The organism is Mycolicibacterium parafortuitum (genome assembly GCF_010725485.1).
In the GTDB taxonomy this organism is placed as follows: Bacteria; Actinomycetota; Actinomycetes; order Mycobacteriales; family Mycobacteriaceae; genus Mycobacterium.
On record NZ_AP022598.1, the window covers coordinates 1,709,010 to 1,734,578 of the forward strand.

Below are 25,569 nucleotides of genomic sequence, written 5' to 3' on the forward strand. Positions count from 1 at the left end.
TCAGATACTGAGCTTGCGGTACCGCTGTAGTCGCCGGATTCCTTGGGCGGCAGTAGTTCCGGTGACGGGCGTCAGCGCGGCCCGCAGGCGGTCCCGCACCGCGGCGGTGTCCAGGCCCATCCCGATTGCGACGAGACTGTTGGCCTCGGCGCGGGCCGGTGCGTCGGCGACGTGCACGGTCGGGCCGACCACGTTGACGGTGTAGCGGCGTGTGGTCGAGCGGTAGCGCACCGCGATCGTGCCCTTCATCCGGTAGGCCCCGGGCGGTGGGTCGTCGAGCACGTCGAGCACCGCCGCAGGATCGACGCAGCCGTCGCTGCGCACGGTCACCGAGTCCGCGTGCACGTGGTCGTGGTCGTGCTCGTGTGGCTCCGCGTCGAAGAACAGCTCACGAAACGACAGCTGCCCGCTCTCCGGTTCGGCCGCCGCGATGTCGTAGAGCAGGGCCGGATCGATCCGTCCGGCCGTCGCGCCGACGACGTGGGCGTGCGGGTTCACCTCGTGCACCCGGCTCTCGATCCTGCCGAGCGCCTCGGCGCGCCCGGCGGCGGGGACCTGGTCGAGCTTGTTCACGACGACGAGCGTCGCGGCGCCGTAGCGGGCGGGCGGGGTCGCGTCCCGGTCGACGGTGTCGAAGTGGGTGGCGGCGTCGAGCACGTCGACGACACCCCCGGGCCGGACACCGTCGACCCCGCTGAACCGGATGATGCGTGACACCGCGACCGGATCGGCGAGCCCGCTCGACTCGACGATGATCGCGTCGAGTCGCAGCTTCGGGTCGGCCAGGCGCTCCAGCGCGACGTCCAACCCGCCCTCGTCGGGCAGGCAGCAGATGCAGCCGCCCGCGATCGAGGCCGGCTCGTCCACCTGCCCGGTCACCAGTCCGGCGTCCACATTGAGTTCGCCGAAGTCGTTGATGACCACGCCGATCCTGGCATTGGGGCTGCGCAGCACGTGATTGAGCAACGTGGTCTTGCCCGCGCCGAGATAGCCGGTCAGCGCGATGACGGGTATCGGCTGCACAGCAGGGCAGGTTACCGGGACCGGATGTGCGCATACCGCCCGGCGTGCCAGTCAGATCGGTAATATGACGCATTGCGCCACATTCGTCGGCGTATGGGGGGCAAGGCGCGTGCAGGGTGCTACCGCGGGGGACTTCGACCACGCTCCAGACCGCGACGCCGCCACCGAGATCCCCGCCCTGCACGCTCTGCTGCGCATCTCGGATGCGGTGCTGCGGGCGCACTACTTCGACGAGGTGCTCGAGGTCATTGCCGAGCAGGCCCGCGCGGCGCTGGACGCCGCCACGTTGTCGATCTGTCGGCTGGAGCAGGATCTGGCCGCGTTGCGGATCCTGCACAATTCCGGTGCGCTCGCCGCGGACGAGCAACGCTGGCCGCAGGACGACCTCTACGAGATCACACCCGATTCGAGCATCAACACCAAGCTCGCGAAGGGCATCTCCTACGCGAATGCGGTCGAGGACGACGGCTGCCCGGAGGAGTCGCGGCAGTTGCTGACCCAGCTCGGAAAGGAGAGTGAGCTGGCGGTACCCGTCATGATCGGGGAGTCGATGTGGGGCACGTTGTGGGCCACCGGCACCAACGGGCGCCGCTTCGGTGACAGCGACATTCTGCTGCTGCAGGCGATCGCCGCGCAGACCGCGGTGGCGATCGGTCGCTCCGAGCTACTGACCACGGTTTGGCGCTATGCGTTCGAGGATCCGCTGACCGGCATCGCGAACCGGCGGGCACTGGATCGGCATCTGGACCAGATCAACTGGGGCACAGAATATCCGGTGGCTCTGGTGTGTGACCTGGACGGCTTCAAGCGGATCAACGACCGGGACGGGCACCCGGCGGGGGACCAGATCCTGCGCAGCGTCGCGTCAGGGCTGAGCCGCTTGACGAACACCATCGACGGCGCGGTCGCGGCGCGGCTGGGCGGCGACGAGTTCTGTGTGGTGCTGCCGGACGCCACCCTGGCGGCGGCACAGGTGTTCGCGATGGACGCCACCAAGGCCATCCGCGCCACACTCGACAGTGACGTCACGATGTCGTGGGGCGCCGCTGCGGTTGGCCGCGACATCCGCAGCGGCGACCAGTTGATCGCGGCCGCGGACGCCGCGCTGCGCGAGGCCAAACGCCAGGGCCCGGCGCGCTTCAGCACCGGGGTGACCACCTCGGTCGTCCAGGGCGGCATCGACAGCCGCGATCGCAACGCGATCAAACCACCTGGTGCCGAGGACCTTCCGGGAATCATGGTACGAATCCTGGACCATCAGAAAGGGCTGGCGATTCCGGCGGCGCTGGAGATCCTAGCGCTGCAGGTGCAGCAGGTCATCGGCACCGCGGCCTGGTCGATCTCCGAATGCGGTGAGAACCATGATTCGCTGCGGTCGGTGCGCAGCGTCGACGCCGTGTTCCGGCCGGATTCGGGGCTGTCGGTGCTGACCGAACTCGGCCCGCCGGTGTACTCGCTGAAGGACTATCCGGCCACGGCGCGCGCGGTGCGGGAGGGCACGTGGTTCGTCGCCGCGACCGGACTGGAGGGGTCGGACCCCGCGGAGACCGCGCTGCTCGGCCGGCTCGGCTACAAGGCGGTCCTCGGTGTCGGCGTCCCGGCGGGACAGACCTGCTACCTGATCGAGTTCTTCTCCCACGACGGGTATCAGCAGCTCTTCGACATCGCGCCGATGGCGCAGGTGCTCGCGACCTACTGTGTTTCGCGGCTCAGCGAAAGCCGGCCGCACCACCGTCGAGCATGATGGTCTGGGCGGTCACGAATCTCGCCTCGTCACTCAGCAGGAAGGCCACCGCGGGCCCGATGTCGAAGGTGACATCGCCCAAGCGTCCCAACGGAACCGAGCGGACGGTGCGCTCGTAGGTCTTCGGATCCCATTCGCGCCAGACGCTGATGCTCTCGGTCTCTGCGTACGGGCACACCACGTTGACCCGGATGCCGGTCTTGCCCCATTCCAGTGCGGCGACCTTCGACATCCCGCGGATCGCCTCCTTCGCGGCTGCGTAGGCTCCGAACTTCGGTAGACCGATTGTGCCCGAACCGGATCCGAGGTTGACGATGCTGCCCTCGCCGTTGTCGGCGAAGACCGGGTAGACCGCCTGCATCAGCTCGAACGTCGCTCGCGGGCCGACGTCGAAGACGAGGTCGTAATCCTCCCTGGTGATCTCATGGAACGGCTTCGGCTCGTTGGTCGCGATCGCGTTGTTCACCAGACCGTGCACCGAGCCGAATGTGTCGACGGCCGTGCGGACAATACCTTGGGCGCAGTCGTTTTCACGTAAGTCGGCGGTGAGCGTCGCGACGGGGTGTCCCGCGTCGCGCAGCGCGTGGGCGGTCTCGTCCAACAGGTCTCCGTCGCGGTCGACGAGCAGCACCGACGCGCCCCGCAGCGCCACGGCGGTGGCGATGCCCTTGCCCACTCCTCGCGCGGCGCCGGTGATGATGACCGTCCGACCGGCCAGCAGCTGTGTGTCCATGCCGGCAACCGTATCCGGGGACGCCGAAAGGCCGGACCGTATGGTCCGGCCTTTCACGCGGTGAAGGGTTAGTTGGTCAGATTGTCAGGGGTCAGCCGACCGGGATGGTGGCGCAGCCGACGTTCGGGATACAGCCCGAGACGCCGTCAGGTCCGGCGGCGCCGCTGACGCCGCCCGGATTGGTGCTGCCCGCAACGCCACCCGGTCCGGCGGTGCCCGCCGGGCCGCCCGGAATGGCGCCGGTCGCGCCTTCGGGTCCTGCGGCACCGCTGACGCCGCCGGGGTTGGTGCTGCCGCTGACGCCACCGGGGCCGGCCTCGCCGGCGGGGCCGCCGGGGATCACGCCCGCGGCGCCATCAGGTCCGGCAACGCCACCCGGGCCGCCGGGGACGGCACCGGCCGCACCGCCGGGGCCGACGGTTCCGATGTCGGCGCACGGGGTGCCGTCAGCGTTGAAGCACGGTGGCGGAGCCGGCTGCGCGAAGGTCAGGGGCGCGGTTGCGATGGCAGTCGCCGCGGCGCCCGCGAAGAGCATAGGTCCGAAAATTCCTAGAGCAGATGTCTTGTATCGCATGACAGAGAGGTTGCCGCGTGGCGCGCCGTTGAAACCACTTGAGTTATGAAGGTTTTCTAAATGAGCGCTGAGGCATGCTTGCGGTGTGGGACTGGTCATACGGCTCGTGGAACTGTTGCTCATCCTGCTGCCACTGATCGGTGCGGGCTACGCGACCTACCGCGCGATCACGTCCGCGAGATCGAAAACTCCGCGGCAGTTACCGACGCAGCAAACAGACGCGACCCAGCGGCGCATCGTCGGCCGCGCGGTCGAGGAACACGACAGAACGGATACCCGCTGGCTCGAATACGAACTCGACGTCGCGAAACTGCTGGATTTCCCGCTGATGACGGACATGCGGGATCCGCTGACCCAGCGGTTCCACCGCGCCAAGCTGCGCGCCGATTTCCTTCGTCCGGGCGACATCGCCGACCTGGTGGACGACCGCGATGCGGCCCGTGAGTACATGGATGCGGTGCAGGAGTACGCGGCGGCGTTCGACATCGCCGAGACCGAGGCCATCCGGCGGCGTCGCACCGATTTCTCGGCGGGCGAACAGGAGCGGCTCGCGCGGGCGCAACGGCTGCTGTTGGTGGCATCTGACGACGCGGCGACCCAGCAGGAGCGCGAGCGGGCCTACGGACTCGCACGGCGCGAGCTCGACGGGCTGATCGTGCTGCCCGAGCGAGCCCGCGCCGAGTTGGAGCGAGGTATCAGCGGAGAGCTGGGCTAGCTTTCGCGTTGGGTGGCCGCGTCGGCGACGTCGAGGGCCCGGTCCAGGATGGCCAGACCGTCGCGTGCCTGCTCCGCGGTGATGGTGCACGGCGGCACCACGTGGATGCGGTTGTAATTCGCGAACGGCAGAAGACCCAGCTTCTTGCATTCCGCGATCACGGAATTCATTGCCGCGCTGGAACTTCCGTACGGTGCCAGCGGCTCGCGGGTCTGCTGGTCGGCGACCAGTTCGACCGCCCAGAACACGCCGGCCCCGCGAACCTCACCGACACTGCGGTGCTTGGCGGCGAGCTCGGCCAGGCCGGGCCCGATGACCTCGGCACCGATCTTCGCGGCGTTCTCGACGATGCCCTCCTCGGCCATCGTGTTGATCGTCGCGACCGCGGCGGCACAGGCCAGCGGGTGGCCGGAGTAGGTCAGTCCGCCCGGGTAGGCGCGGTGGGCGAAGGTCTCCGCGATCGCGGGGCTGATCGCCACCCCACCGAGCGGGACGTAGCCGGAGTTGACCCCCTTGGCGAACGTCAGCAGGTCCGGAACCACGTCGAAGTGGTTGATGGAGAACCACTTTCCGCTTCGGCCGAAGCCCGCCATCACCTCGTCGGCGATGAACACGATGCCGTACTCGTCGCAGATCTCACGCACGCCGGCGATGTATCCCGGCGGCGGCACCATGATGCCGGCCGTGCCGGGGATCGACTCCAGGATGATGGCCGCGATCGTGCTCGGCCCTTCCATCTTGATGATGTCGTGCAGGTGCTTGAGGGCACGCTCGGATTCCTCGGCCTCGGTGGTGGCGTGGAACTGCGAGCGGTACAGGAACGGGCCGAAGAAGTGCACGACGCCGGCGTTGCCGTGGTCGTTGGGCCAGCGGCGCGGGTCGCCGGTCAGGTTGATCGCGGTCTCGGTGCCGCCGTGATACGAGCGGTACCGCGACAGCACCTTGTAGCGGCCGGTGTGCAGCCGGGCCATCCGCACGGCGTGTTCGACGGCGTCGGCGCCGGCGTTGGTGAAGAAGATTCGGTTCAACTCGCCCGGGGTGCGCTCGGCGATCAGCCGGGCGGCTTCGGAGCGGGCGTCGTTGGCGTGCTGGGGTGCGACCGTGCACAGTTTGGCGGCCTGGTCGGCGATCGCGGCGACCACCTTGGGGTGCTGATGACCGATGTTCGTGTTGACCAGCATCGACGAAAAATCGAGCAGCTTGTTGCCGTTGCCGTCCCAGACGTAGCAGCCCTCCGACGCGGTGATCGTCATGGGCGTGATCTCGGCCTGCGCGGACCACGAGTGGAATACGTGGGCCCGGTCGAGCTCGTAGGTTCGAGCGGCTTCCGCGCGGGCCGCCTCGACGGTCAGGCCGTTGGGAAGGAGTTCTTCAAGCGTCTCGTTCAACACGCCTAAACCGTAGATCCCCGACGTCAGAAGCGGAAATGACGCCGGGGAACTCACAGATTCGCGGGAATCAGCGGACGTTGACGTAGTAGACGTGTCCGGTGATGGTGTTCTGGTAGAGCCGGTCGTTGAAGTTGTCCTGGACGGTGCCGCGGATGGCGGGTCCGCGGTTGACGCCGACGACGTTGGCGTCTGCCAGGGGCGTGGCGGAGAGCTTGTGGACGATGACCCGGTTGCCCTGGGCTTCGAGCTGGGCGATGGTCGCCTGGGCGTCTCCGGTGCCGGATGGGGCGGCCAGTGCGGGGGCGGCCAGGCCCAGGAATCCGGCGGACAGCGCGGCGGCGGCGGTGGTGGCGATGGTGAGCTTCTTCATGATCGTTCTTCTTCCCTGCGGTGGTGCTTCCTGGTGTTCTGATCGGTTGAACCAGCAGGTCAGCGCGTTCATTTCGGTTGGCAGAGATTGATCGGCCGTTGGCACGAATAGGTGCGTCGAGTAGTCGGTGGGCGCTGGTACCATCGAACACATGTTCGATGGTTGGTCTGATGGGCGGGTCGTCTCGGGGGTGGCTGATTCGTATCGGCAGGTCGCGATCGGAATGGCGGCGGCTTCGGCGGGGATCGCGGAGTTGCTGGGGCGGCGCACCGTCGAGGAGATCGACCGCGAGGCTGATGTGCGCTCGTTGATCACCGCGTTCGAGCGCACGGTGGTCGAGGTGGGGGCGGCGTTGCGGCTGCCGCCGGCACGGGCACGGGAGTTGGTCCACCACGCCGATGTGCTGCACACCCGGTTGCCGGCGGTGGCGGCACTGCTGGCCGCCGGGGAGGTCGACTATCCGACGGTGCTGTTGGTCATCGAGCGCACCGATCTGGTTGCCGAGCAGCACATGGCGCGCCTGGATGCGGCGCTGGCCGAGCGGATCCGCACCTGGGCGCGCTGGTCACGCAAGCTGGTGCGCGATGCCGTCGACGGGTTGGTCGCCGAAGTCGATGCCGCGGCGATCAAGCGGCGCCGCCAGGCCGCCTTCGATGAGCGCCGGGTCACGGTGGCCGCCGGGTTGGACGGGATGGCCGCGGTGCGCGCGCGGATGTCGGCGTCGCAGGGCGCGGCGATGGACGCCCGCTGGAGCATGCTGGCCAAACAGGTGTGCCCTGGTGATCCGCGCAGTCTGACTCAGCGCCGCGCTGATGTGTTCGATGCCCTCAACACCGGTGGCGCGTTCGGGTGTGGCTGTGGGGATCCGGGCTGCCCCTGTCTGGTCGTGGTCCCCCCGGCGGCCGCGCAGCACGACCCACCAGCCGCCGAACCCGAGCCCGAGGCGCTGGAGCCGCCCGAGGCCGAGCCGCCCGCCGAGGCGCCTGAGGCCGAGCCGCCCGCCGAGGCGCCCGCGGTCGAGCCGATCCCGGCACCGGCACCGGCACCACCGGGGCCGGGGCCGGGGCCGGTGTCGGTGTTGGGGCGGCAGGTGGTGCTCCACGTGATCGCCACCGCCGACACCGTCGCCGGGCACAGCAACACTGCGGGCTATCTGGCCGGCTACGGGATCATCGACGCCGAACTGGTGCGCGAACTGGCCCGCGAGGCCACCCGCCGGCTGGTCGAAGCCCCACCATTCGACGAACGCCAAGCCGTGACCTACCGGCCCAGCGCGGCGCTGGCACGGTTCATCCGCGCCCGCGACCTGACCTGTCGCTTCCCCGGCTGCGACGTGCCGGCCACCCGCTGCGACATCGACCACACCATCGCCTTCGACCACCACGACCCGACCGCCGGCGGGCAGACCGTGCCCTGGAACCTTGCCTGCTACTGCCGCACACACCACCGCCACAAAACCCACGACACCGGCTGGAACGACCGGCAACTGCCCGACGGCACCATCATCTGGACCTCCCCGAGCGGGCACCAATACCGCACCCGCCCCGCCGGAATCGGGCTGTTTCCCGGGCTGGGCCGCGCCCAGCACCGCAGCGAGCAGCAGCGCATCACCGCCGCACGGCGCCGACTCAACGCTCACCGCGACACCAGCGAACACAACAGCTACCGCAACCAGAAGGCCCGCAACGAAATCCGGGATCGGCGCTGGCGCAACGGATTCCGCTGCCGCTACCTACTGTTCACAGGCGACTTCGCCCACCACACACCCAGCAAAAGCCCGTTCGCCCGCTTCGTCAACGACCCCCTCGAACCCGAAACCCTCCCACCACACTGGCAACCCCCACCACCACGAAACAATGACCCCGACCAACCACCACCCTTCTGACAGGGCCGGGGAGCTATGCCTCGGAGGCGGCTTCGAGGTCGCGCAGGGCTTCGCCGGTGTACACCGCGAGGCGCTGCAGATGCGGCAGGCGATCACGGCAGCCGACGAACCCGAAGTTGATGGTGTCCGCGTAGCTCTGCAACGTGATGTTCAACGCCATCCCGTGGATCGGGATCGACACCGGATAGGTCGCCTCCAGCCGGGAACCGTTGAAGTACAGCGGTTCCCGTGGGCCCGGAACGTTCGACACACAGAGGTTGAACGTGTGCGGCCACGGCGGCTGAACCCCCGTCACCGCGCCGGCGATCTGCCCGCCGGCCGGGGCCAGCAGCGCCGCGCTGTAGGCGAGGATCGCCGTCGGCGACATCGACTGCAACTGCGCTTTGGCAGCGCGCGTCGCCGCGGTGATCACGTCGAGCCGTTCCACTGGATCTGCGATGTCGGTGCCCATCGGCGCGAGTATCGCGCCGACCGCGTTTCCGCCACCCTCATCGCCTTTCGGGCGCACATTCACCGGCAGGAACGCGACCAGCGAGCGCTCCGGCAGTTTGTCGAAGTCCAACAGGAACTTTCGCAGTCCGCCCCCGAGGATCGCCAGCGCCACGTCATTGATCGTCGAACCGTGCTGCGAGCTCAGCTTCTTCAGCCGGTCGAAATCGTATTGCTGCGTGGCGAATCGACGGTTGCGGCTGATCCGTGCGTTGAGGATGCTGTGCGGTGCCGACACCGAACCTGCGATGTTCACATTGTCGCCGTCACGCCGGATCTGGGTGTTCACCAACGCCGACGCGAGATCGACCGCCGAACTGACGCCCCCGGTCACCGCCGACCCCACATCGGCCAGCGCGCGCAGTGTCGCCGTCAAAGGATTCGACGACCCCGCGTCACCGGCCGCGTCGTCGCGGTGCTCCCGCGACGGTGGCGCGACGTTGAAGAACAGCCGCGGGTCCCGCGTCTGCGGGTCGGTCGACAGACTGCGTGCCAGCGTGCGTATCGCGCTGTACCCGTCCACCAGCGCGTGATGCACCTTCGCGTACAGCGCGAACCGGCCGCCCTCCAGCGCCTCGATCACATGCAGTTCCCACGGCGGCCGGGTCAGGTCCAACGGGTTACTGTGCAGCCGCGACACCAGGATGCCCAGCTCCCGTTCGTCGCCCGGCGACGGCAGCGCTGACCGGCGCACGTGATAGTCGAAGTCGAAGTCCTCGTCGACCACCCAGCTGTGCAACGGGCTGAACTGCAGCCTCGGGTACGCGAGCTTGCGGTTCCACGGCGACTGGATCTCCTGGCGCCGGGCGTCATCGATCATCCGGCGCAGATAGTCGCTCGGCGCATCGACGGGCGGGGTGAACGGCAACAGTCCGGCGACGTGCATCTTCGACTTCGACGTCTCGCCGTAGATGAACATCAGATCCTGGAGCCCAAGGCGGACACTTTTCGCGCTCACGGGTGCACGCTAACCGCAGTCGTCATGTTCCACAGAACGTTTGGAAGGAGGCGCTGAACTCCTTCGGGCCGGGCTCGGCGTACCGCTCGAAACCGGGCCGCGCATCGAACGGCGCCCGGATCGCCTCGATCAGCCGCGTCACCGGCGCCATATCGCCGGCGGTGGCCGCGGTCAGCGCTTCCTCCACCAGGTGGTTGCGTGCGATGTAGACAGGATTGACCCGGTCCATCGCCCCGGGATCCGGGATGAGCGCCTGCCACCGGTGCAACCACGCGTCGAACGCGGCGAGGTCGATGAACTCGCCCCGGACCGGTTCGGCGTCCCCACGCGCGGCCTGGGCCAGCCGACGGAAGAACGACGTGAAGTCGACCCGACTCTGGTGCAGCTGCGTCAGCAGATCCTGGATCAGTGGTGCCGCCACCTCGTCGGGTGCACCGCTCACCCCGAGCTTCGCCCGCATGCCGTCGGTCCACGCCGCCTCGTAGACAGCCTGGAAACCGCCCAGCGTCGCCTCGGCCGCCGCGATCGCCTGTTCGGTGTCCTCGCCCAGCAGCGGCAGCAGCGCTTCGGCGAAGCGGGCCAGGTTCCACAGCGCGATGGACGGCTGGTTGCCGTACGCGTAGCGGCCCCAGCTGTCGATCGAACTGAACTTCGTCTCCGGGTCGAAGCCCTCCATGAACGCGCACGGCCCGTAGTCGATCGTCTCGCCCGAGATCGTCATGTTGTCGGTGTTCATCACCCCGTGGATGAAGCCGGCCAGCATCCACTGCGCGATCAGCCGGGCCTGCGCCGCGCTGACGGCGTCGAGCAGCGCCAGATACGGCTGCTCGGCGTCGGCGGCCGCCGGGTGGTGCCGCGCGATCGCGTAGTCGGCCAGCCGCCGCAGAATATCCGTGTTGCCGGTGGCCTGCATCAGCAGCGGCGCGAACTGGAACGTCCCCACCCGCAGATGGCTTGAAGCGACCCGGGCCAGCACCGCCCCGGGCAGCTCGGTCTCCCGGTACACCGGGCGGCCCGTGGCCACCACGGCCAGCGCCCGCGTCGTCGGGATACCCAAGGCGTGCATCGCCTCGCTGATCACGTACTCGCGCAGCATCGGGCCGACCGCGGCCAGCCCGTCACCGCCGCGGGCGAACGGAGTGCGGCCCGACCCCTTCAGGTGTAGATCGCGCAGCGTGCCGTCGGCGCCCTCGAACTCGCCCAGCAGCAGCGCCCGGCCGTCACCGAGCCGCGGCTGGAACCCGCCGAACTGATGACCCGCGTACGCCTGCGCGACGGGCGCCGCATCCGCCGGGACCTGGTTGCCCGTCAGCAGGGCCACCCCGTCGGGGCCGCGCAGCCAGTCGACGTCGACCCCGAGCTCGGCCGCCAGCGCGTCGTTGACCACCAGCAACCTCGGCTGGGGCGCCTCCTCGGCTTTCCACCGGACCGTCAGCTCAGGCAACTCGGCGGCGAACCGGCTCTGCAGGGCGATACTCACCCCATCCAGACTACGGAGACGGGGGGATCACGGCGATCGCGTCGACAGGGCCCATTTCCGAGCCGTTTGCCGAGCCCTTCACCGCGATCCGGCGCGAGCTCTCCTCGAACACCAGCGTCCCCGCCGGATCCGCGGGTGAGGCCGTGCTCGGCAGGACCAGGGCGCGCTGGCCGGGGGCCACCTCTGCGGTCTGCAGCGCCGACGTCGGCGGGTCCGACTGGGCGATGTGCTCACCGGAGACCTGCCACACCAACGGCGGATAGGTCTGCGGCTGCCCGCACGTCCAGGTGGTCAGGCTCAGCTTCGGCGGGCCCGTGGAGGGCCACCACAGCTTGGTGACCCGGGAGCCGGCGTCGGCGTCGGGGCCCGCGACGTCGAACGTCTGCTGCGTCCCGTCGGCGTCCGACGTCACCACGGCCGCGGTGCCGCATGCACTGTCGGTGGCCCGGTACAGGGCGTAGGACAGTGTCGCGCCGTCCGGGCTCAGCCGGGCCACGGTGACCGGGCTGTTCGCGTCGACCTGACCGAGCGGTGTCGGCGGGCCCGGCCCGCGGATCGCGTACAGGGTGTCCGGGCCGCCGAACGGCGACGGCGGCGCCTCGACCCGCGCCAGCACCGTCGTCCCGCCGCGGGCCACCACCAGCCGCGGCTCCCCGGGCCGGATACCGGCCACGGGTGGCAGATCGACGATCTGGTGCAGTTCAGGCTGCGACTGCGGATCTGCCAGGTCGACGCGCATCAGCCGGTTCGGCTGCTCCCACCACACGACGGTGCTGCCGCCCGCGGTGCCCAGCGACGGTCCGACCGGGAACTCCCGCGTCGCACCCTCGCCGGTGGCGACCTCCAGCACCGTCAGCTGCCCGTCGACGGTCCGCGCGAACACGAACTTGCCGTCCTCGGTGACGATCAGGTCGTTCGACGGCGAGAACGCCCCCTCGGCGGTCGCGACCACCGAGGTGCCCTCGACGATGCCGATCTCGTCGGCCGCGCGGTAGGCCAGCAGCGGGACGGAGGTGTCAGGGACCGCGTTGGTCGGTGTCGGCTCGAACGGCGAACGCGACGTCGAGGTCGAGGTCGAGGTCGTCGTCGAACCGGGGGACGGCTCCACACCGGTGCACGCTGCGAGAACACACGACAGCAGTGCCAGCACGGCGACGAGGAACGGGGACGGTCGGGACACGGGGGATCGTCTTGTCATCAGTATCGAAGTCATGGGGATCTACCCCATGAAAGCTCACACGGCCCACAAACGTCGCCCAGGTATGGTGATTTTTCCCGACTCACGGGGGAATGCGTGGCCGCGACGGCGTAGTCGCAGGTCAGCCCGGGGGAAAAGTCGTCAGCAGATGTGGAGCGCCGCTGTGAGCCTGAACACCATCGCGTTGGAACTCGTGCCGCCGAATGTGGACCGCGGACGCGAGCAGGCCCTCGAGGACGCCGAGAAAGTGGTGCGCTGTTCGGCCGAGGCGGGCCTGGCCGGCCGCATCCGCCACGTGATGATCCCCGGGATGATCGAGGAGGACGGCGACCGTCCCATCGAGATGAAGCCCAAGCTCGACGTCCTCGACTTCTGGGAGATGATCAAGCCCGAGCTGCCCGGGATCAAAGGGCTGTGCACCCAGGTCACGGCGTTCATGGACGAGGACGCCCTGCGCGGCCGGCTGACCCGGCTCGGTGACAGCGGCTTCGAGGGCATCGCGTTCGTCGGCGTGCCCCGCACCCTCAGCGACGGTGAGGGCACCGGCGTCGCGCCGACCGATGCGCTGTCGATCTTCGACAACGTCGTGGACAACCGCGGCGTGATCCTGATCCCGACCCGCGAGGGCGAGTACGGGCGCTTCAACTTCAAATGCGACCGCGGCGCCACCTATGGCATGACGCAGCTGCTGTACTCGGACGCGATCGTCGGAATGCTCACCGAGTTCGCCGACAAGACCGATCACCGGCCCGAGATCCTGTTGTCGTTCGGGTTCGTCCCGAAGGTGGAGAGCCGCGTCGGGCTGATCAACTGGCTGATCCAGGACCCCGGCAACGAGGCCGTCGAACGCGAGCAGGACTTCGTCCGCACGCTCGCCGAGACCGACCCGGACGGCCGCCGGCGGATGATGGTCGACCTGTACAAGCGGGTCATCGACGGGGTCGGCGAGCTCGGGTTCCCGCTCAGCGTGCACTTCGAGGCCACCTACGGCATCAACACCGCGGCATTCGAGACGCTGGCCGCGATGCTCGACTACTGGGCGCCTGACATCTCGGGATGAGATTTCGGCCTCACCGGGGTCTACTTGTGTATGGACGGTGCGGCGCTTCGACGGTGTAGTCCCGTCGTGCGCGGGACCGGTGCCGTACTCGCCGTGAGTTCGGCTGTCCTGCACGCCAGTTCGCCCACCCCGTGGACCGCCGTGATGGCGGCGGCGTGTCTGTACTGCGCGTACGAGGTGTGGCGGTTCGACACCGTGCGCAGCTGGGTGCTGGTCGCCGTGATGAACGTCGCGATGATCGCCGTGCACCTGCCGCTGGCCGGGCACCGGCACGGCAACGCCGCCGCCGGGGAAGCGTCGATGGGCACCGCGATGCAACTGGCCACCGGGGTGGCCGCCACCGAGATCGTGTTCGCCGCCATCGTGCTGTACCGCCTATCGTTGCCGGGTGCCCGAACCGTCCAGAACCGATGTGCGAGCGCTGCGTGCGCGCCTCGACGGTCTGACGATCAGCGACGCCGCGCGGCTGGGCCGCCGGCTGCGGCAACTGCGCGACCCCACCCCTGACCAACTCGCCAAGCTGACCGAACGCCTCACCGCCGCCGAGGCACTGGTCGCGACGCGGCGCGCCGCCGTCCCCGACATCAGCTATCCGGAGCTGCCGGTCACCGAGCGCCGCGACGAGATCGCGGCCGCGATCGAGGCGAACCAGGTCGTGATCGTCGCCGGTGAGACCGGCTCCGGCAAGACCACGCAGCTGCCCAAGATCTGCCTCGAACTGGGCCGGGGCATCCGCGGCACCATCGGCCACACCCAGCCGCGCCGGCTCGCGGCCCGCACCGTCGCGACCCGCATCGCCGAGGAACTCGGCACGCCGCTGGGCGAGGCCGTCGGCTACACCGTCCGGTTCACCGACCACGCCGGCGACCGGACGCTGGTGAAGCTGATGACCGACGGCATCCTGCTCGCCGAGGTGCAGCGCGACCGCCGGTTGCTGCGCTACGACACGCTGATCATCGACGAGGCGCACGAACGCAGCCTCAACATCGATTTCCTGCTCGGATATCTGCGCCAGCTGCTGCCACGCAGGCCCGACCTGAAGGTCATCGTCACCTCGGCGACCATCGAACCGGAGCGGTTCGCGCGGTTCTTCGGCGACGCCCCGATCGTGGAGGTCTCGGGACGCACCTATCCCGTCGAAATCCGCTACCGCCCGCTGGAAGTGGTGGTACCGGCGGGCGACGACGAGGACCCCGACGACCCGGATCACGAGGTGGTCCGCACCGAGCTGCGCGACCCGGTGGAGGCGATCATCGACGCCGTCGCCGAACTGGAGAGCGAGCCGCGCGGCGACGTGCTGGTGTTCCTGTCCGGAGAGCGGGAGATCCGCGATACCGCAGAGGCTCTGCGCGCCGTCACCGATCCGGCGCACACCGAGGTGCTGCCGCTCTACGCGCGCCTGCCCACCGCCGAACAGCAGAAGGTGTTCCAGCCCGGCCGCACCGCGCGGCGGATCGTGTTGGCCACCAACGTCGCCGAGACGTCGCTGACGGTGCCCGGGATCCGGTACGTGGTGGACCCGGGCACCGCGCGGATATCCCGGTACAGCCGGCGGACCAAGGTGCAGCGGCTGCCGATCGAACCGATCTCGCAGGCTTCGGCGGCGCAGCGGGCGGGCCGGTCCGGCCGTACCGCACCCGGTGTGTGTATCCGGCTGTACTCCGAGGAGGACTTCCAATCTCGGCCCCGCTACACCGATCCCGAGATCCTGCGCACCAACCTGGCCGCGGTGATCCTGCAGATGGCCGCGCTCGGCTTCGGTGACATCGAGGAGTTCGGGTTCCTGGACCCGCCCGACGCGCGCAGCATCCGGGACGGGGTGGCGCTGCTGCAGGAGCTCGGCGCATTCGACCGCGGGGGCGAGCTCACCGACACCGGCCGCAGGCTTGCGCAGATCCCGGTCGATCCGCGGCTGGGCCGGATGATCCTGCAAGCCGACCGGGAGGGCTGCGTCCGGGAGATGCTGGTACTGGCCGCGGCGCTGTCGATCCCGGACCCCCGCGAACGCCCCGCCGACCGCGAGGACGCGGCCCGGCAGAAGCATGCCCGCTTCGCCGACGAGCACTCGGACTTCACGTCCTACCTGAACCTGTGGCGATACCTGACCGATCAGCGAAAGGAGCGTTCCGGCAGCTCTTTCCGGCGGATGTGTCGTGACGAGTTCCTGCACTACCTGCGGATCCGCGAGTGGCAGGACCTGGTCGGCCAGCTGCGCGGCATCTGCCGTGATCTGAACATCCGTGAGCAGGACGAGCCTGCCGACCCGCGCACGGTGCACACCGCCCTGACCGCCGGGCTGCTGTCGCACGTCGGCATGCGCGACCAGGACGGCCGGACCTACGAGGGTGCCCGCAACGCGAAGTTCGTGCTCGCCCCGGGGTCGGTGCTGACCCGGCGTCCGCCGCGCTGGGTCGTGGTCGCCGACCTCGTCGAGACCAGCAGGCTGTTCGGCAGGACCGCGGCGCGCATCGAACCCGACACCGTCGAGCGGGTCGCGGGGCATCTGCTGCAGCGCACCTACAGTGAGCCGCACTGGGATTCCGAGCGCGGCGCGGTGATGGCCTACGAGCGGGTCACGCTGTACGGGCTGCCGCTGGTGGCGCGTCGCCGTGTCGGCTACGCGCAGGTGGACCCGGAGGCGGCGCGGGACCTGTTCATCCGGCACGCCCTCGTCGACGGCGACTGGCGCACCAAGCACCACTTCTTCCGCGACAACGCGCGGCTGCGTGAGGAACTCGCCGACCTCGAGGAGCGGGCGCGTCGCCGAGATCTGCTGGTCTCCGACGACGAGATCTTCGCGTTCTACGACGCCCGGATCCCGGCCGACGTGGTGTCGAGCAGGCACTTCGACGGCTGGTGGCGCAAGGAGCGGCACAAGAATCCCGATCTGCTCACGCTGACCCGGGATGACCTGCTGCGCAACGATACCGGCGACGATCAGCCCGACACCTGGCGCTCCGGGGACCTGGCGTTGCCGCTGAGCTACCGGTTCGACCCGGCCGCCGCCGACGACGGGGTCACCGTTCACGTGCCGGTGGACGTGCTGGCGCGCCTCGGCGGTGACGACTTCGCCTGGCAGGTGCCCGCACTGCGCGAGGAACTGCTCACCGCGCTGATCAAATCGCTGCCGAAGGACCTGCGCCGCAACTTCGTACCCGCCCCGGACACCGCACGCGCGCTGCTGCAGTCCATCACCCCCGACAGCGGGCCGCTGCTGGATGCGGTGCAGCGGGAATTACGGCGCCGCACCGGGGTTCTCGTGCCGATCGACGCGTTCGATCTGAGCAAGCTGCCCGCCCACCTGCGGGTCACCTTCGCCGTCGAGGACGGCGACGGCACCGTGGTCGAACGCGGCAAGGATCTCGAGGCGCTGCAACGCAAACTCGCCGCGCCGACCCGGGATGCGGTCGCGGCGACGGTCGCGGGCGATCTCGAGCGCACCGGGCTGCGCGACTGGCCCGCCGATCTCGACGAGCTGCCCAAGGTGGTGGAACGGGCCGGCGCCTCCGGCCATCTCGTACGCGGATTCCCCGCCCTGGTTCCCGCGGGTGCCGCGGTGGACATCCGGGTGTTCGCGACGAAGGCCGAACAGGACGCCGCCGCGGTGCGCGGCAGCCGGCGGCTGCTGCTGCTCGCGGTCCCGTCGGTCACGAAAGGTGTTGAGCGCAGCCTCGATACCCGGACCCGGTTGCTCCTGGGCAACAACCCGGACGGTTCGCTGCAGGCGCTGCTCGACGACTGCGCGCAGGCCGCGGTACAGGCCCTGGCGCCCAAACCGGTGTGGTCGAAGGGTGAGTTCGCCGCTGCCAGGCAGCGGTTGGCGTCCGGGCTGGCCAAGACCACCGGCGACGTCGTCCGGCGCGTGCAGAGCGTGCTCGCCGCGCTGCACGAGGTGGAGCTCGCGCTGCCGAAGCAGCCGAGCCAGGCCCAGGCCGCCGCGATCGCCGACATCCGCGCGCAGTTGTCCCGGCTGGTGCCACCGGGTTTCGTCGCCGCCACCGGCGCGGCGCGCCTCGGCGACCTGACCCGCTACCTGACCGCGATCAGCCGCAGGCTGGAGCGGCTGCCGCACGGCCTCGCGGCCGACCGTGAGCGGATGGACCGGGTCGCCGCGGTGCAGGGCGCATACGACGACCTGCGCGCGGCGCTGTCACCGGCCCGGGCCGCCGCGCCCGATGTCGTCGACATCGGCTGGATGATCGAGGAACTGCGGGTCAGTCTGTGGGCGCAGCAGCTCGGCACCGCACGGCCGGTCAGCGAACAGCGCATCTACCGGGCGATCAACGCTGCCGAGTCGGCCGGATGACGATCTCGTTGACATCGACGTCCGCCGCGGTGCCGACCGAGTACGCGACCGCATCCGCGATGGCCTCCGGCCCGATCGCGTCGCGGCGGTAGTCGACCATCGCGTCACGGGCGACCGGATCGCTGATCGTGTCGGCCAGTTCGGATTCCACCACACCGGGGGAGACCGTGGTGACCTTCAGCCACGGCGGGGACTCCAGCCGCAGCCCTTCGGTGATCGCCCACGCGGCGTGCTTGGTCCCGCAGTACACCGCCCCGGTCGCGACGACCTCGTGGGCGCCGACCGAGGCCACCGTGACGACGTGCCCGCGCTGCTGACGGGTGAAATGCGGCAGCACGGCGTGGATTCCGTGCAGCAGACCGCGGATGTTGACGTCGATCATCCGGTCCCACTCGTCGACGAGCCCCGCGTCCAGCCGCGACAGCGGCATCACCCCCGCGTTGGCGACCAGTACGTCGATGCTGCCGTGCCGGGACACGATTCGGTCGACCGCATCGCGCACCGCGTCGCAGTCGGTGACGTCGAGTGCGCACGGTTCGACGGTGCCGGGCGCGTCGGCCAGTTCGGCGGCCAACGCGTCGAGCCGGTCGGTGCGCCGCGCCGCGGCGATCACGGTGAACCCGTCGGAGGCCAGTCGTGCCGCGACCGCGCGGCCGATTCCGCTACTTGCTCCGGTGACCAGAGCAGTGCTGTGATTCGTCATGCCTCCACTGTCGGCGCGGACCGCCGAACGTACGAGGATGCGGTGTACCTGGGAGTGCTGCACCCAGGAACGTCCCGCCGAACCCGGTTACGCTGCGGAGATGGCCGGAAACGAGCTCGGGGAGTTCCTGAAGGCACGCCGCGCGCAGGTCACCCCGGCCGAGGTGGACCTGCCCTCGGTCGGGCAGCGCCGGGTCAGCGGGCTGCGGCGGGAGGAGGTCGCGCTGCTGGCCGGGTTGAGCGTCGACTACTACACCCGCCTGGAGCAGGGCCGCGAACGCCATCCGTCGGCCCAGGTGGTCGATGCGCTCGCTGCGGCACTGCGGCTGCCCGAGGACGGCAGGGAACACCTGTTCCGGCTGGCCGCGCTGAGCCCGCGGGTGCACACCGCGGCCGCCGTCCACGTCGACCCCGCGCTGCTGCAGCTGATGAGCATGTGGCCGCACAACCCGGCGATCGTGTACAGCCGTGCCTATGACGTGCTGGCCTCGAACCAGATCGCCGACGCGATGTTCTCGGGATGGGAGCACTCGACGAACCTGCTGCACGTGGTGTTCACCGACCCGGCCGCACGCGGCTTCTACGCCGACTGGGCCGCGGTCGCCGAGGACGCGGTCGCCGGCTTCCGGCACGGCTACGGGCAGGCGCCCAACGATCCGCGGATCCGCGCGGTGCTCGCCGAGCTGCTGGAGGCCAGCCCCGAGTTCGCCGACCTGTGGACCAGTCACGATGCCCGGCGGAAGTCAGCGCAGAGCAAGAGGTTTCGCCATCCCGGGGTCGGTGAGATGACGTTGACGATGCAGACCTTCGACGTGCGGTCCAGCCCCGGCCAGGAGCTGGTGGTCTACCACGCCGAGGCCGGATCGCCGAGCGCCGAGGCGCTTTCGCTACTCGGATCGCTGGCGGCTACCGAGACGGGTCGATGAGGATCTTCGCGTGTTTCTCCGGGTTCCCGAGGTCGGCGAACGCCCCGGCGACGCCGTCCAGCCCCACCGTCCCGGTCACCAGCGGTGACGCGTCGACCTTGCCGTCGGCGAGCATGTGCAGGGTGTCGCGGAATTCCAGAGGCGTGTAACCGAATACGAAGCGTAGGTCGATCTCCTTGCCGATCGCCATCGCCGGGCGCAGCTTGTCCTCACCCATGCAGACACCGACCACGATCACCCGTGACGCGAGCGGGGCGGCGCTGATGGCGCCGTCGATCATGCCGGGAACGCCGACACACTCGAAGATCACCGGACGCTTCGGGGCGGTGCCGCCGAGCCGGTCGGCGACCCGGTACACGTGCGACCAGGCGGGGATCTTGCGCAGCTTCTCCATCGCACCGATACCGAGTTCGTACAGGGCGGGCAGCTCGGTCAGCCCGCGCTGCTTGGCGGGCACCGCGTCGTACGGCGAATCCTCGGCGGGGTCGACGACGATGTCGGCGCCGCAGCGGGTGGCCAGCGCGCGCCGGCCGGGGGAGAAGTCGCTGGCGACGATCGTGCGCACGCCCCTGGCCTTCAGGTGGGAGATCACGGCCAGCCCGACCGGGCCGCAGCCGAGCACGATCGCGACGTCCTTGCCGGTGATGTCGCTGCGCCGCACCGCGTGATAGGCGACCGCCATCGGCTCGGTCAGCGCGGCGGTGGACGGATCCAGGCCGTTGGGCACCACGAACGTCAGCGCCGCCTCGGCCAGCACCTGCTCGGCGTAGCCGCCGGGCGCCTTCGGTGACAGGCCCGTCAGGTGCACGCCGCCGTGGGCGCGCAGCAGCGGGAACGACACCACCGTGGTGCCCGGCTTGAACTCCTTGCCCGCCTTACGGCCGCGGTCGGCGACCACGCCGCAGAACTCGTGGCCCATCACCACCGGGGTGTCACTGCGGACGAAGTCGTGGTAGCCGCCCTCGGCGAACACCTCGGTGAGCTCGTCGGCGTGATCCTTGGCGTGCAGGTCCGACCCGCAGATCCCGCAGCGCAGCACGTCGAGCAGCAGCTGGGCGTCGTCGGGGCGGGGGGACGGCAGGTCGACGACCTTCAGATCGCCGTGAAAACAACTGACCGCTTTCATTGCGCCATCGTCGCACGGTAGAACGGCGGTATGAGCAAGTCGCCCCTGTGGGCCACTCTGATGCTTGCGGTGGTGGCGGGCTGCGCCTCCCCGCCGGCTGCCCAGGCCGGCCCGGCGCCGGTGATCCAGCCGGTGGTGCTCGAGGAGATCCCGCACGATCCTGGCGCGTTCACCCAAGGCTTCGAGATCAGCGGGCCGGTGCTCTACGAGGGCACGGGGCTGGCGGGGCAGTCGCAGCTGCGCCGGCTCGACCCCGCGACCGGGGAGGTGGCGCGCGCGGTCGCGATCCCGGGCGGCTACTTCGGCGAGGGCATCACCGTGGTCGGGGACCGGATCTGGCAGCTGACCTACCAGGACGAGATCGCCGTCGAATGGGACAAAGAGAGCCTGACGCCGGTGCGCGAGGTCCCGCTGGCCGGGGAGGGATGGGGGCTCTGCTACGACGGGAACCGGCTGATCCGCAGCGACGGCACCAACCGGCTGCAGTTCCTGGACCCGGACACGCTGGCCGAGATCGGAAGCGTGGAGGTCACCGGAGACTCCGGCGTGGTCAAGGGTCTCAACGAACTGGAGTGTGTCGACGGCCAGGTGTGGGCCAACGTGTGGCCGACCGACACCATCGTGCGCATCGATCCCGGCACCGGGACGGTCACCCTGGTCGTCGACGCGGCCCCGCTGCGGGAACGGGGGATCCCGCCGACTGCGCAGGTGCTCAACGGCATCGCCCACGTCCAGGGCTCGGAGTTCCTGCTCACCGGCAAGGACTGGCCGAAGACGTTCCGGGTCGAACTGCGGTGACGGGGCGCCGTGTCGTGATCGCCGGCCTCGGCGACGTCGGAGTGCTCACCGCGATCAGGCTCGCCAGACACGTTGACGTGACTGGGATCTCGACGAATCCTGGCCTGGTCAGCGGGCAGGAGCTGGGCTGGCGACTGGCCCGCCCCGACGACTGGGCCCGGCACAACTGGATCCCGTTCTCCCGCTTCCGTGGGCTCGACCGGGCCCGCACCGTGCACGGCACGCTGACCGGGGTGGACACCGGCGCTCGTACCGTCTCGGTGACCCGCGCCGACGGCACCGCCACCGAGGTGCCCTACGACGTGCTGGTGATCGCGACCGGCGTCAGCAACGGGTTCTGGCGCCGGGCCGCGCTGCAGACGCCGGATCAGGTCGGCCGGTCCCTGCGTGACCCGCACGAGAAGCTCTCCGCCGCAACATCTGTGGCAGTGGTTGGTGGTGGCGCGGCGGCGGTCAGCAGCGCCGCGCAGATCGCGACGGCATGGCCTGGTAAACAGGTCGCGCTGTACTTCCCCGGCGAGCGCGCGCTGGCCGGGCACCACCCGCGCACGTGGCAGAAGGTCCGGTCCCGGCTGCTCGCCGCCGGGGTGCGTCTGCAGCCCGGCCACCGCGCCGCGCTGGAACCGGGATTCACCGGTGAGGAGCTGACCGCGGGACCGGTGCGGTGGAGCACCGGCCAACCGCCCGCCGCCGCCGACGTGGTGCTGTGGGCCGTCGGCAAGGTGCGGCCCAACACCGGCTGGCTGCCCGCCGAGCTGCTCGACGAGGACGGCTTCGTCCGCGTGACCCCGCAGCTGCAGGTGCCCGGGCACCCCGAGATCTTCGCCGTCGGCGACGTCGCGGCGACCGACCCGCTGCGCAGCTCTGCGCGCAACCGCGCCGACGGTCTGTTGGCCCGCAACATCTGCGCGTACTTCGCAGGCGAGCCGCTGCGGAAATACCGTCCCCCGACCCGGCGTTGGGGTTCGGTGTTGGGTATCCAGCCCGACGGGCTGGAGGTGTTCGCGCCGAACGGCACGGCGTTCCGGTTCCCGGCCTGGGCGTTCGAGCGGGTGCTGATGCCGTGGATCGTGCGCCGGGGCATCTATCGCGGTGTGCGACAGGAGAACACATGAGTTTCGACCCCCACGAACTGCTCGCGTCCGCGCGCCTCGGCGTGCTGGCCACCATCAAGTCCAGCGGGATCCCGCAACTGTCCCCGGTGACGCCGTTCTACGACCGCGGCGCCGGGGTCATCTACGTGTCGATGACCGACGGGCGCGCCAAGACCGCGAACCTGCGCCGGGATCCCCGCGCCGCGCTCGAGGTCACCAGCGCCGACGGTTGGGCGTGGGTCACCGCGGAGGGACCGGTGACGTTGACCGGCCCCGGCACCGACCCGCACGGTCCCGAGGTGCAGGCGCTGGTGGACTACTACCGCAGCGCCGCGGGCGAGCACCCCGACTGGGACGAGTACCGCTCGGTGATGGTGTCGGACCGCCGCGTGCTGATGGCGATGACGGTCGAGAAGGTCTACGGCGAGAAGTTGCGCTGAAACCCGGAGATCGCGGCGGTGGCGGGCCGCTGTCGCGGAGAACCCGAACGGGGTTGTCACACGGTTCATCTCAGCATCTCTGCGACGATATCCTCGGTCCACACCACGCCGTGGGCGAGGAACGCGTAGTTGACCAGCGCGGCCGCATAGCCGTCTCCCCACTCGGGATGGCGGGGCCCGGCGATGGCGTCACGCACGATGTAGACCTCGAAACCCTGTTCCAGCAGATCGCGAAGGTGCGATTCCACGCACATGTTGGCCAGCATGCCCCCGAGGAGGACTTTGCCGATCCGACGTTTGCGCAACTGCAGGACGAGGTCGTTGGTCTGCGGACCGAAGACCTTGTGCGGGCTGACGACGACCGTGTCCGGGTCCTCGATGTAGGGCCTGAACTCTTCGAGCCAGTCCGCACCGGATCCGGGCAGTCCGTCGAGGTTCAGCGGTCCGGAGCGGTCGAAGGTTCCGGTGCGTAACTCGTCGGTTTCCAAGGCGCCGTTGAACAGCCAGCGATGATCGGTGGGATAGAAGTAGTGCGGCGAGATGAACATCCCGAACTGCGCTTCCTTGGCGGCCCGGAAGATGTCGAGCATGTGCGCGACGGTGCCGTTCTCGGTGACGCTGGCACCGGTGGCCGCCCAGTTGATGCCGGTCGGGCTGAGCACGTCGTTCTGCGGGTCGATGAACACGACGGCGGTGTCGCTTCGGTGGATGTTCATCATCGAAGAATCCCCTGATCTGTCGCCGGTGTCGTCAGGGCTCGCCCCCAGGCGGCACTACCTGCTACCAGGTAGTGCTAGACGTTCGGTGTGACCACGGAGCCCGAGGTCAGATCCGGGGGATCTCGGCGTTGATCCGGTCCAGCAGCTGCGGGTAACGCTTCGCCTCGCGGTGCGGCCCCGGCTTGCCGCTGCTGACCACCGCCACCGACAGCGCGCGCTCCGGATCCGCCCACACCGCGATGTCGGTCAGCCCGGTGTGCCCGAACGCGCCTTGCGCGTCGCGGCCGAACGGCCCGAACCGCTTGGATCCCAACATGTATCCGGTGCCCCAGCGCATGGGCTGCAGGCCGGTCGCGAGGTCCGGTCGCAGCCGGCGGGCCTGCTGTGTCGCAGCCCGCAGCGTCTGCGCCGAGAGCACCCGGACTCCGTCGAGTTCGCCACCGCGGCAGAGGATCTCGGCGAACCGCGACAGTTCGTTGGCGTTGGACACCGTGTTCGAGGACGGGATGACGCTGGTCAGGAACCGCGGCGTGTTCGAGAACGGGATGATCGTCTGCGGTGTCCCGCCGACGGCGGTCTTGAACGCCTTGGCCACTGGCGCCGGCAGTGGCTTGCCGGTGACGTGGCTCGGTGCGACCAGCGGAACGTCCTGTGCCGCAACGCCGTAATTCGTCCACCGGAAATTCAGCGGGGCCAGGATCTCTTCGTGCAGGATGTCGCGGATGCTTCGGCCCGCTGCGGCGTCGATGATCTCGCGCATGAGCGGACCCCACGTCACGCCGTGGTAGATGTGCACCAGGCCGGGCGGATACACCGGTTTCATCCGCGACAGCATGTCGCGGGTGTAGGCGCTGTCGTCCATGCGTTTGAGATCCGGTTTGGGACCGGTCGCGAACGGGATGCCGGCGCTGTGGGTCATCACGTGCCGGATCGTGGTGCGGTCCTTGCCGTGGCTGGTGTACTCCGGCAGGTATTCGCAGACCCGGTCGTCGAGGGAGAACACGCCACGCTCGACGAGCATGTGGGCGACGGTGGTGGTGATCGCCTTCGCCGCCGAGTAGACGCAGAACGGGGTGTCGGTGCGGACCGGGACGTCGTCCCACGCATGACCGATCGCGCGGTCGAGGATCACCCGCCCGTCGCGGCGCAGGCACACCTGGATCGCGGGCTGCATGCCCGCCCGGTACCAGTGCACGGCGGCCTGCCAGATCCGCTCGACGGCCGACGGGTCGACATCGGAGTGGTCCTCGGGCCCGACGGCGGTGATCGCGTCGATCAGGGCGGCGGACCCCCGGAGAACATGCCGCTCCCGATGGCCTTGGTCAGCTCACCGAGCAGGGACGCCGGAGAGGGCGGCGGGGGCATCGGGGCGTTGGTCAGCTGCCAGGTCTGGCAGTCGCTGGTGGTGAACGACGTGTCGGTCGGCATGATCTGCACGAACGCCGGCTTCTTCGTCAGCGCGTTGTCGACGAGCTTCTCACCCGCGGTCCGCTTCCAGTAGCAGGCGCCGCCCTCGATCGGGCCGGCCGACTGCCACACGCCCGGGAGGATGTCGGTGCCGACCCCGTAGGTGCCGCCGTCCTCGATCGTCGTCTTGGGGCCCTCCGCTTCGGCGGCGCCTTCGGGGGACGGGGATTCTTCGGGGGCCGGGGCGGGAGCCGGAGCTGGGGCCGGGGTGGGGCCGGGTGCCGGCTGCGCGGAAGCCACCGGTGCGAGCACACACCAGCTCACCAGTGCCGTCGCGGCGAGCGCGGCCGGTTTCGTCAGCCTCATAGGAAGCGAGTCTAATTGCTTTCGAGAGTGGCGACCAAAAAACGGCGACGACGGGGATGACCCCG

At 69.7% G+C, this 25,569-nt stretch carries 23 protein-coding genes; 10 read left to right on the forward strand and 13 right to left on the reverse strand.

Annotated features, from left to right (window positions below; all coding sequences use genetic code 11):
- On the reverse strand, window positions 1–1,023 hold the full coding sequence (locus NTM_RS08050; protein ID WP_104865464.1) for a CobW family GTP-binding protein: 1,023 nt from the start codon (window positions 1,021–1,023) through the stop codon (window positions 1–3).
- 109 nt (window positions 1,024–1,132) lie between these two features.
- Between NTM_RS08050 and NTM_RS08055 the strand changes: the two genes are divergently transcribed.
- Window positions 1,133–2,767, forward strand: coding sequence for a GGDEF domain-containing protein (locus NTM_RS08055; protein ID WP_232079656.1), 1,635 nt, complete (start codon window positions 1,133–1,135; stop codon window positions 2,765–2,767).
- On the opposite strand, the gene NTM_RS08060 is transcribed toward NTM_RS08055, so the two are convergent.
- Together NTM_RS08060 and NTM_RS08065 are read right to left on the reverse strand one after the other, a co-directional pair.
- A complete protein-coding gene (locus NTM_RS08060; RefSeq protein WP_163765997.1) occupies window positions 2,733–3,500 on the reverse strand; it encodes an SDR family NAD(P)-dependent oxidoreductase in 768 nt (255 codons plus the stop codon). The two genes, NTM_RS08055 and NTM_RS08060, sit on opposite strands and share 35 nt — an antisense overlap.
- 91 nt (window positions 3,501–3,591) lie before the next feature.
- Window positions 3,592–4,035, reverse strand: coding sequence for a hypothetical protein (locus tag NTM_RS08065; protein ID WP_179963905.1), 444 nt, complete (start codon window positions 4,033–4,035; stop codon window positions 3,592–3,594).
- A 124-nt stretch (window positions 4,036–4,159) separates the two neighbouring features.
- Between NTM_RS08065 and NTM_RS08070 the strand changes: the two genes are divergently transcribed.
- The gene (locus tag NTM_RS08070) at window positions 4,160–4,789 is read left to right on the forward strand and encodes a hypothetical protein (protein ID WP_163765998.1); all 630 of its coding nucleotides are present in this window, start codon (window positions 4,160–4,162) and stop codon (window positions 4,787–4,789) included.
- On the opposite strand, the gene NTM_RS08075 is transcribed toward NTM_RS08070, so the two are convergent.
- Together NTM_RS08075 and NTM_RS08080 are read right to left on the reverse strand one after the other, a co-directional pair.
- A complete protein-coding gene (locus NTM_RS08075; RefSeq protein WP_104865468.1) occupies window positions 4,786–6,180 on the reverse strand; it encodes an aspartate aminotransferase family protein in 1,395 nt (464 codons plus the stop codon). The genes NTM_RS08070 and NTM_RS08075 overlap by 4 nt on opposite strands.
- A 67-nt stretch (window positions 6,181–6,247) precedes the next feature.
- On the reverse strand, window positions 6,248–6,550 hold the full coding sequence (locus tag NTM_RS08080; RefSeq protein ID WP_104863992.1) for a hypothetical protein: 303 nt from the start codon (window positions 6,548–6,550) through the stop codon (window positions 6,248–6,250).
- A gap of 151 nt (window positions 6,551–6,701) precedes the next feature.
- Here NTM_RS08080 and NTM_RS08085 point away from each other — a divergent pair, with 151 nt between their 5' ends.
- Entirely contained in the window at window positions 6,702–8,435 is a 1,734-nt protein-coding gene (locus NTM_RS08085; protein ID WP_163765999.1) for an HNH endonuclease signature motif containing protein, read from the forward strand.
- Between the two features lie 13 nt (window positions 8,436–8,448).
- Here the strand turns inward: NTM_RS08085 and NTM_RS08090 are convergent, their stop codons facing one another.
- Genes NTM_RS08090 through NTM_RS08100 form a run of 3 tightly spaced genes read right to left on the reverse strand, consistent with a single transcriptional unit; the run spans window position 8,449 to window position 12,542 of the window.
- On the reverse strand, window positions 8,449–9,882 hold the full coding sequence (locus NTM_RS08090; protein ID WP_170311969.1) for a WS/DGAT/MGAT family O-acyltransferase: 1,434 nt from the start codon (window positions 9,880–9,882) through the stop codon (window positions 8,449–8,451).
- Between the two features lie 22 nt (window positions 9,883–9,904).
- On the reverse strand, window positions 9,905–11,362 hold the full coding sequence (locus tag NTM_RS08095; RefSeq protein ID WP_163766000.1) for a protein adenylyltransferase SelO: 1,458 nt from the start codon (window positions 11,360–11,362) through the stop codon (window positions 9,905–9,907).
- A gap of 10 nt (window positions 11,363–11,372) precedes the next feature.
- Window positions 11,373–12,542 carry a hypothetical protein gene (locus tag NTM_RS08100; RefSeq protein ID WP_232079657.1) on the reverse strand — a complete coding sequence of 390 codons (1,170 nt, stop codon included), beginning with the start codon at window positions 12,540–12,542 and terminating at the stop codon, window positions 11,373–11,375.
- A 181-nt stretch (window positions 12,543–12,723) separates the two neighbouring features.
- On the opposite strand from NTM_RS08100, the gene NTM_RS08105 reads away from it, so the two are divergent.
- From NTM_RS08105 to hrpA, 3 genes are all read left to right on the forward strand, one after another.
- The gene (locus NTM_RS08105) at window positions 12,724–13,620 is read left to right on the forward strand and encodes a mycobacterial-type methylenetetrahydrofolate reductase (RefSeq protein WP_104865124.1); all 897 of its coding nucleotides are present in this window, start codon (window positions 12,724–12,726) and stop codon (window positions 13,618–13,620) included.
- A 93-nt stretch (window positions 13,621–13,713) separates the two neighbouring features.
- Window positions 13,714–14,127, forward strand: coding sequence for a hypothetical protein (locus NTM_RS08110; protein WP_236645110.1), 414 nt, complete (start codon window positions 13,714–13,716; stop codon window positions 14,125–14,127).
- Window positions 14,009–17,926, forward strand: coding sequence for an ATP-dependent RNA helicase HrpA (gene hrpA, locus NTM_RS08115; protein ID WP_163766001.1), 3,918 nt, complete (start codon window positions 14,009–14,011; stop codon window positions 17,924–17,926). Before NTM_RS08110 ends, hrpA begins: the two co-directional genes overlap by 119 nt.
- Here the strand turns inward: hrpA and NTM_RS08120 are convergent.
- Window positions 17,901–18,629 carry an SDR family oxidoreductase gene (locus NTM_RS08120; protein WP_163766002.1) on the reverse strand — a complete coding sequence of 243 codons (729 nt, stop codon included), beginning with the start codon at window positions 18,627–18,629 and terminating at the stop codon, window positions 17,901–17,903. The genes hrpA and NTM_RS08120 overlap by 26 nt on opposite strands.
- A gap of 100 nt (window positions 18,630–18,729) precedes the next feature.
- On the opposite strand from NTM_RS08120, the gene NTM_RS08125 reads away from it, so the two are divergent.
- On the forward strand, window positions 18,730–19,554 hold the full coding sequence (locus NTM_RS08125; protein WP_104865127.1) for a helix-turn-helix transcriptional regulator: 825 nt from the start codon (window positions 18,730–18,732) through the stop codon (window positions 19,552–19,554).
- On the opposite strand, the gene NTM_RS08130 is transcribed toward NTM_RS08125, so the two are convergent.
- Entirely contained in the window at window positions 19,535–20,680 is a 1,146-nt protein-coding gene (locus NTM_RS08130) for a zinc-binding dehydrogenase (protein ID WP_104865128.1), read from the reverse strand. The two genes, NTM_RS08125 and NTM_RS08130, sit on opposite strands and share 20 nt — an antisense overlap.
- A 30-nt stretch (window positions 20,681–20,710) precedes the next feature.
- On the opposite strand from NTM_RS08130, the gene NTM_RS08135 reads away from it, so the two are divergent.
- Genes NTM_RS08135 through NTM_RS08145 form a run of 3 tightly spaced genes read left to right on the forward strand, consistent with a single transcriptional unit; the run spans window position 20,711 to window position 23,012 of the window.
- Window positions 20,711–21,478 (forward strand): glutaminyl-peptide cyclotransferase, encoded by a 768-nt coding sequence (locus tag NTM_RS08135; protein WP_163766003.1) that lies wholly within the window; start codon window positions 20,711–20,713, stop codon window positions 21,476–21,478.
- Complete coding sequence (locus NTM_RS08140; protein WP_163766004.1) at window positions 21,475–22,593, forward strand: FAD-dependent oxidoreductase; 1,119 nt, start codon at window positions 21,475–21,477, stop codon at window positions 22,591–22,593. Before NTM_RS08135 ends, NTM_RS08140 begins: the two co-directional genes overlap by 4 nt.
- Entirely contained in the window at window positions 22,590–23,012 is a 423-nt protein-coding gene (locus tag NTM_RS08145; protein WP_163766005.1) for a PPOX class F420-dependent oxidoreductase, read from the forward strand. The genes NTM_RS08140 and NTM_RS08145 overlap by 4 nt, the downstream gene beginning before the upstream one ends.
- Before the next feature lie 65 nt (window positions 23,013–23,077).
- Here NTM_RS08145 and NTM_RS08150 read toward each other — a convergent pair whose 3' ends face one another.
- The 3 genes from NTM_RS08150 to NTM_RS08160 all read right to left on the reverse strand — a co-directional run bounded on the left by NTM_RS08150 (window position 23,078) and on the right by NTM_RS08160 (window position 25,504).
- Window positions 23,078–23,728 carry an isochorismatase family protein gene (locus NTM_RS08150; protein WP_163766006.1) on the reverse strand — a complete coding sequence of 217 codons (651 nt, stop codon included), beginning with the start codon at window positions 23,726–23,728 and terminating at the stop codon, window positions 23,078–23,080.
- A gap of 109 nt (window positions 23,729–23,837) precedes the next feature.
- Window positions 23,838–25,007 (reverse strand): lipase LipE, encoded by a 1,170-nt coding sequence (gene lipE / locus NTM_RS08155; protein ID WP_104865133.1) that lies wholly within the window; start codon window positions 25,005–25,007, stop codon window positions 23,838–23,840.
- Complete coding sequence (locus NTM_RS08160; protein WP_163766007.1) at window positions 25,007–25,504, reverse strand: Rv1352/Rv1906c domain-containing protein; 498 nt, start codon at window positions 25,502–25,504, stop codon at window positions 25,007–25,009. Before NTM_RS08160 ends, lipE begins: the two co-directional genes overlap by 1 nt.
- Between the last annotated feature and the right edge of the window lie 65 nt (window positions 25,505–25,569).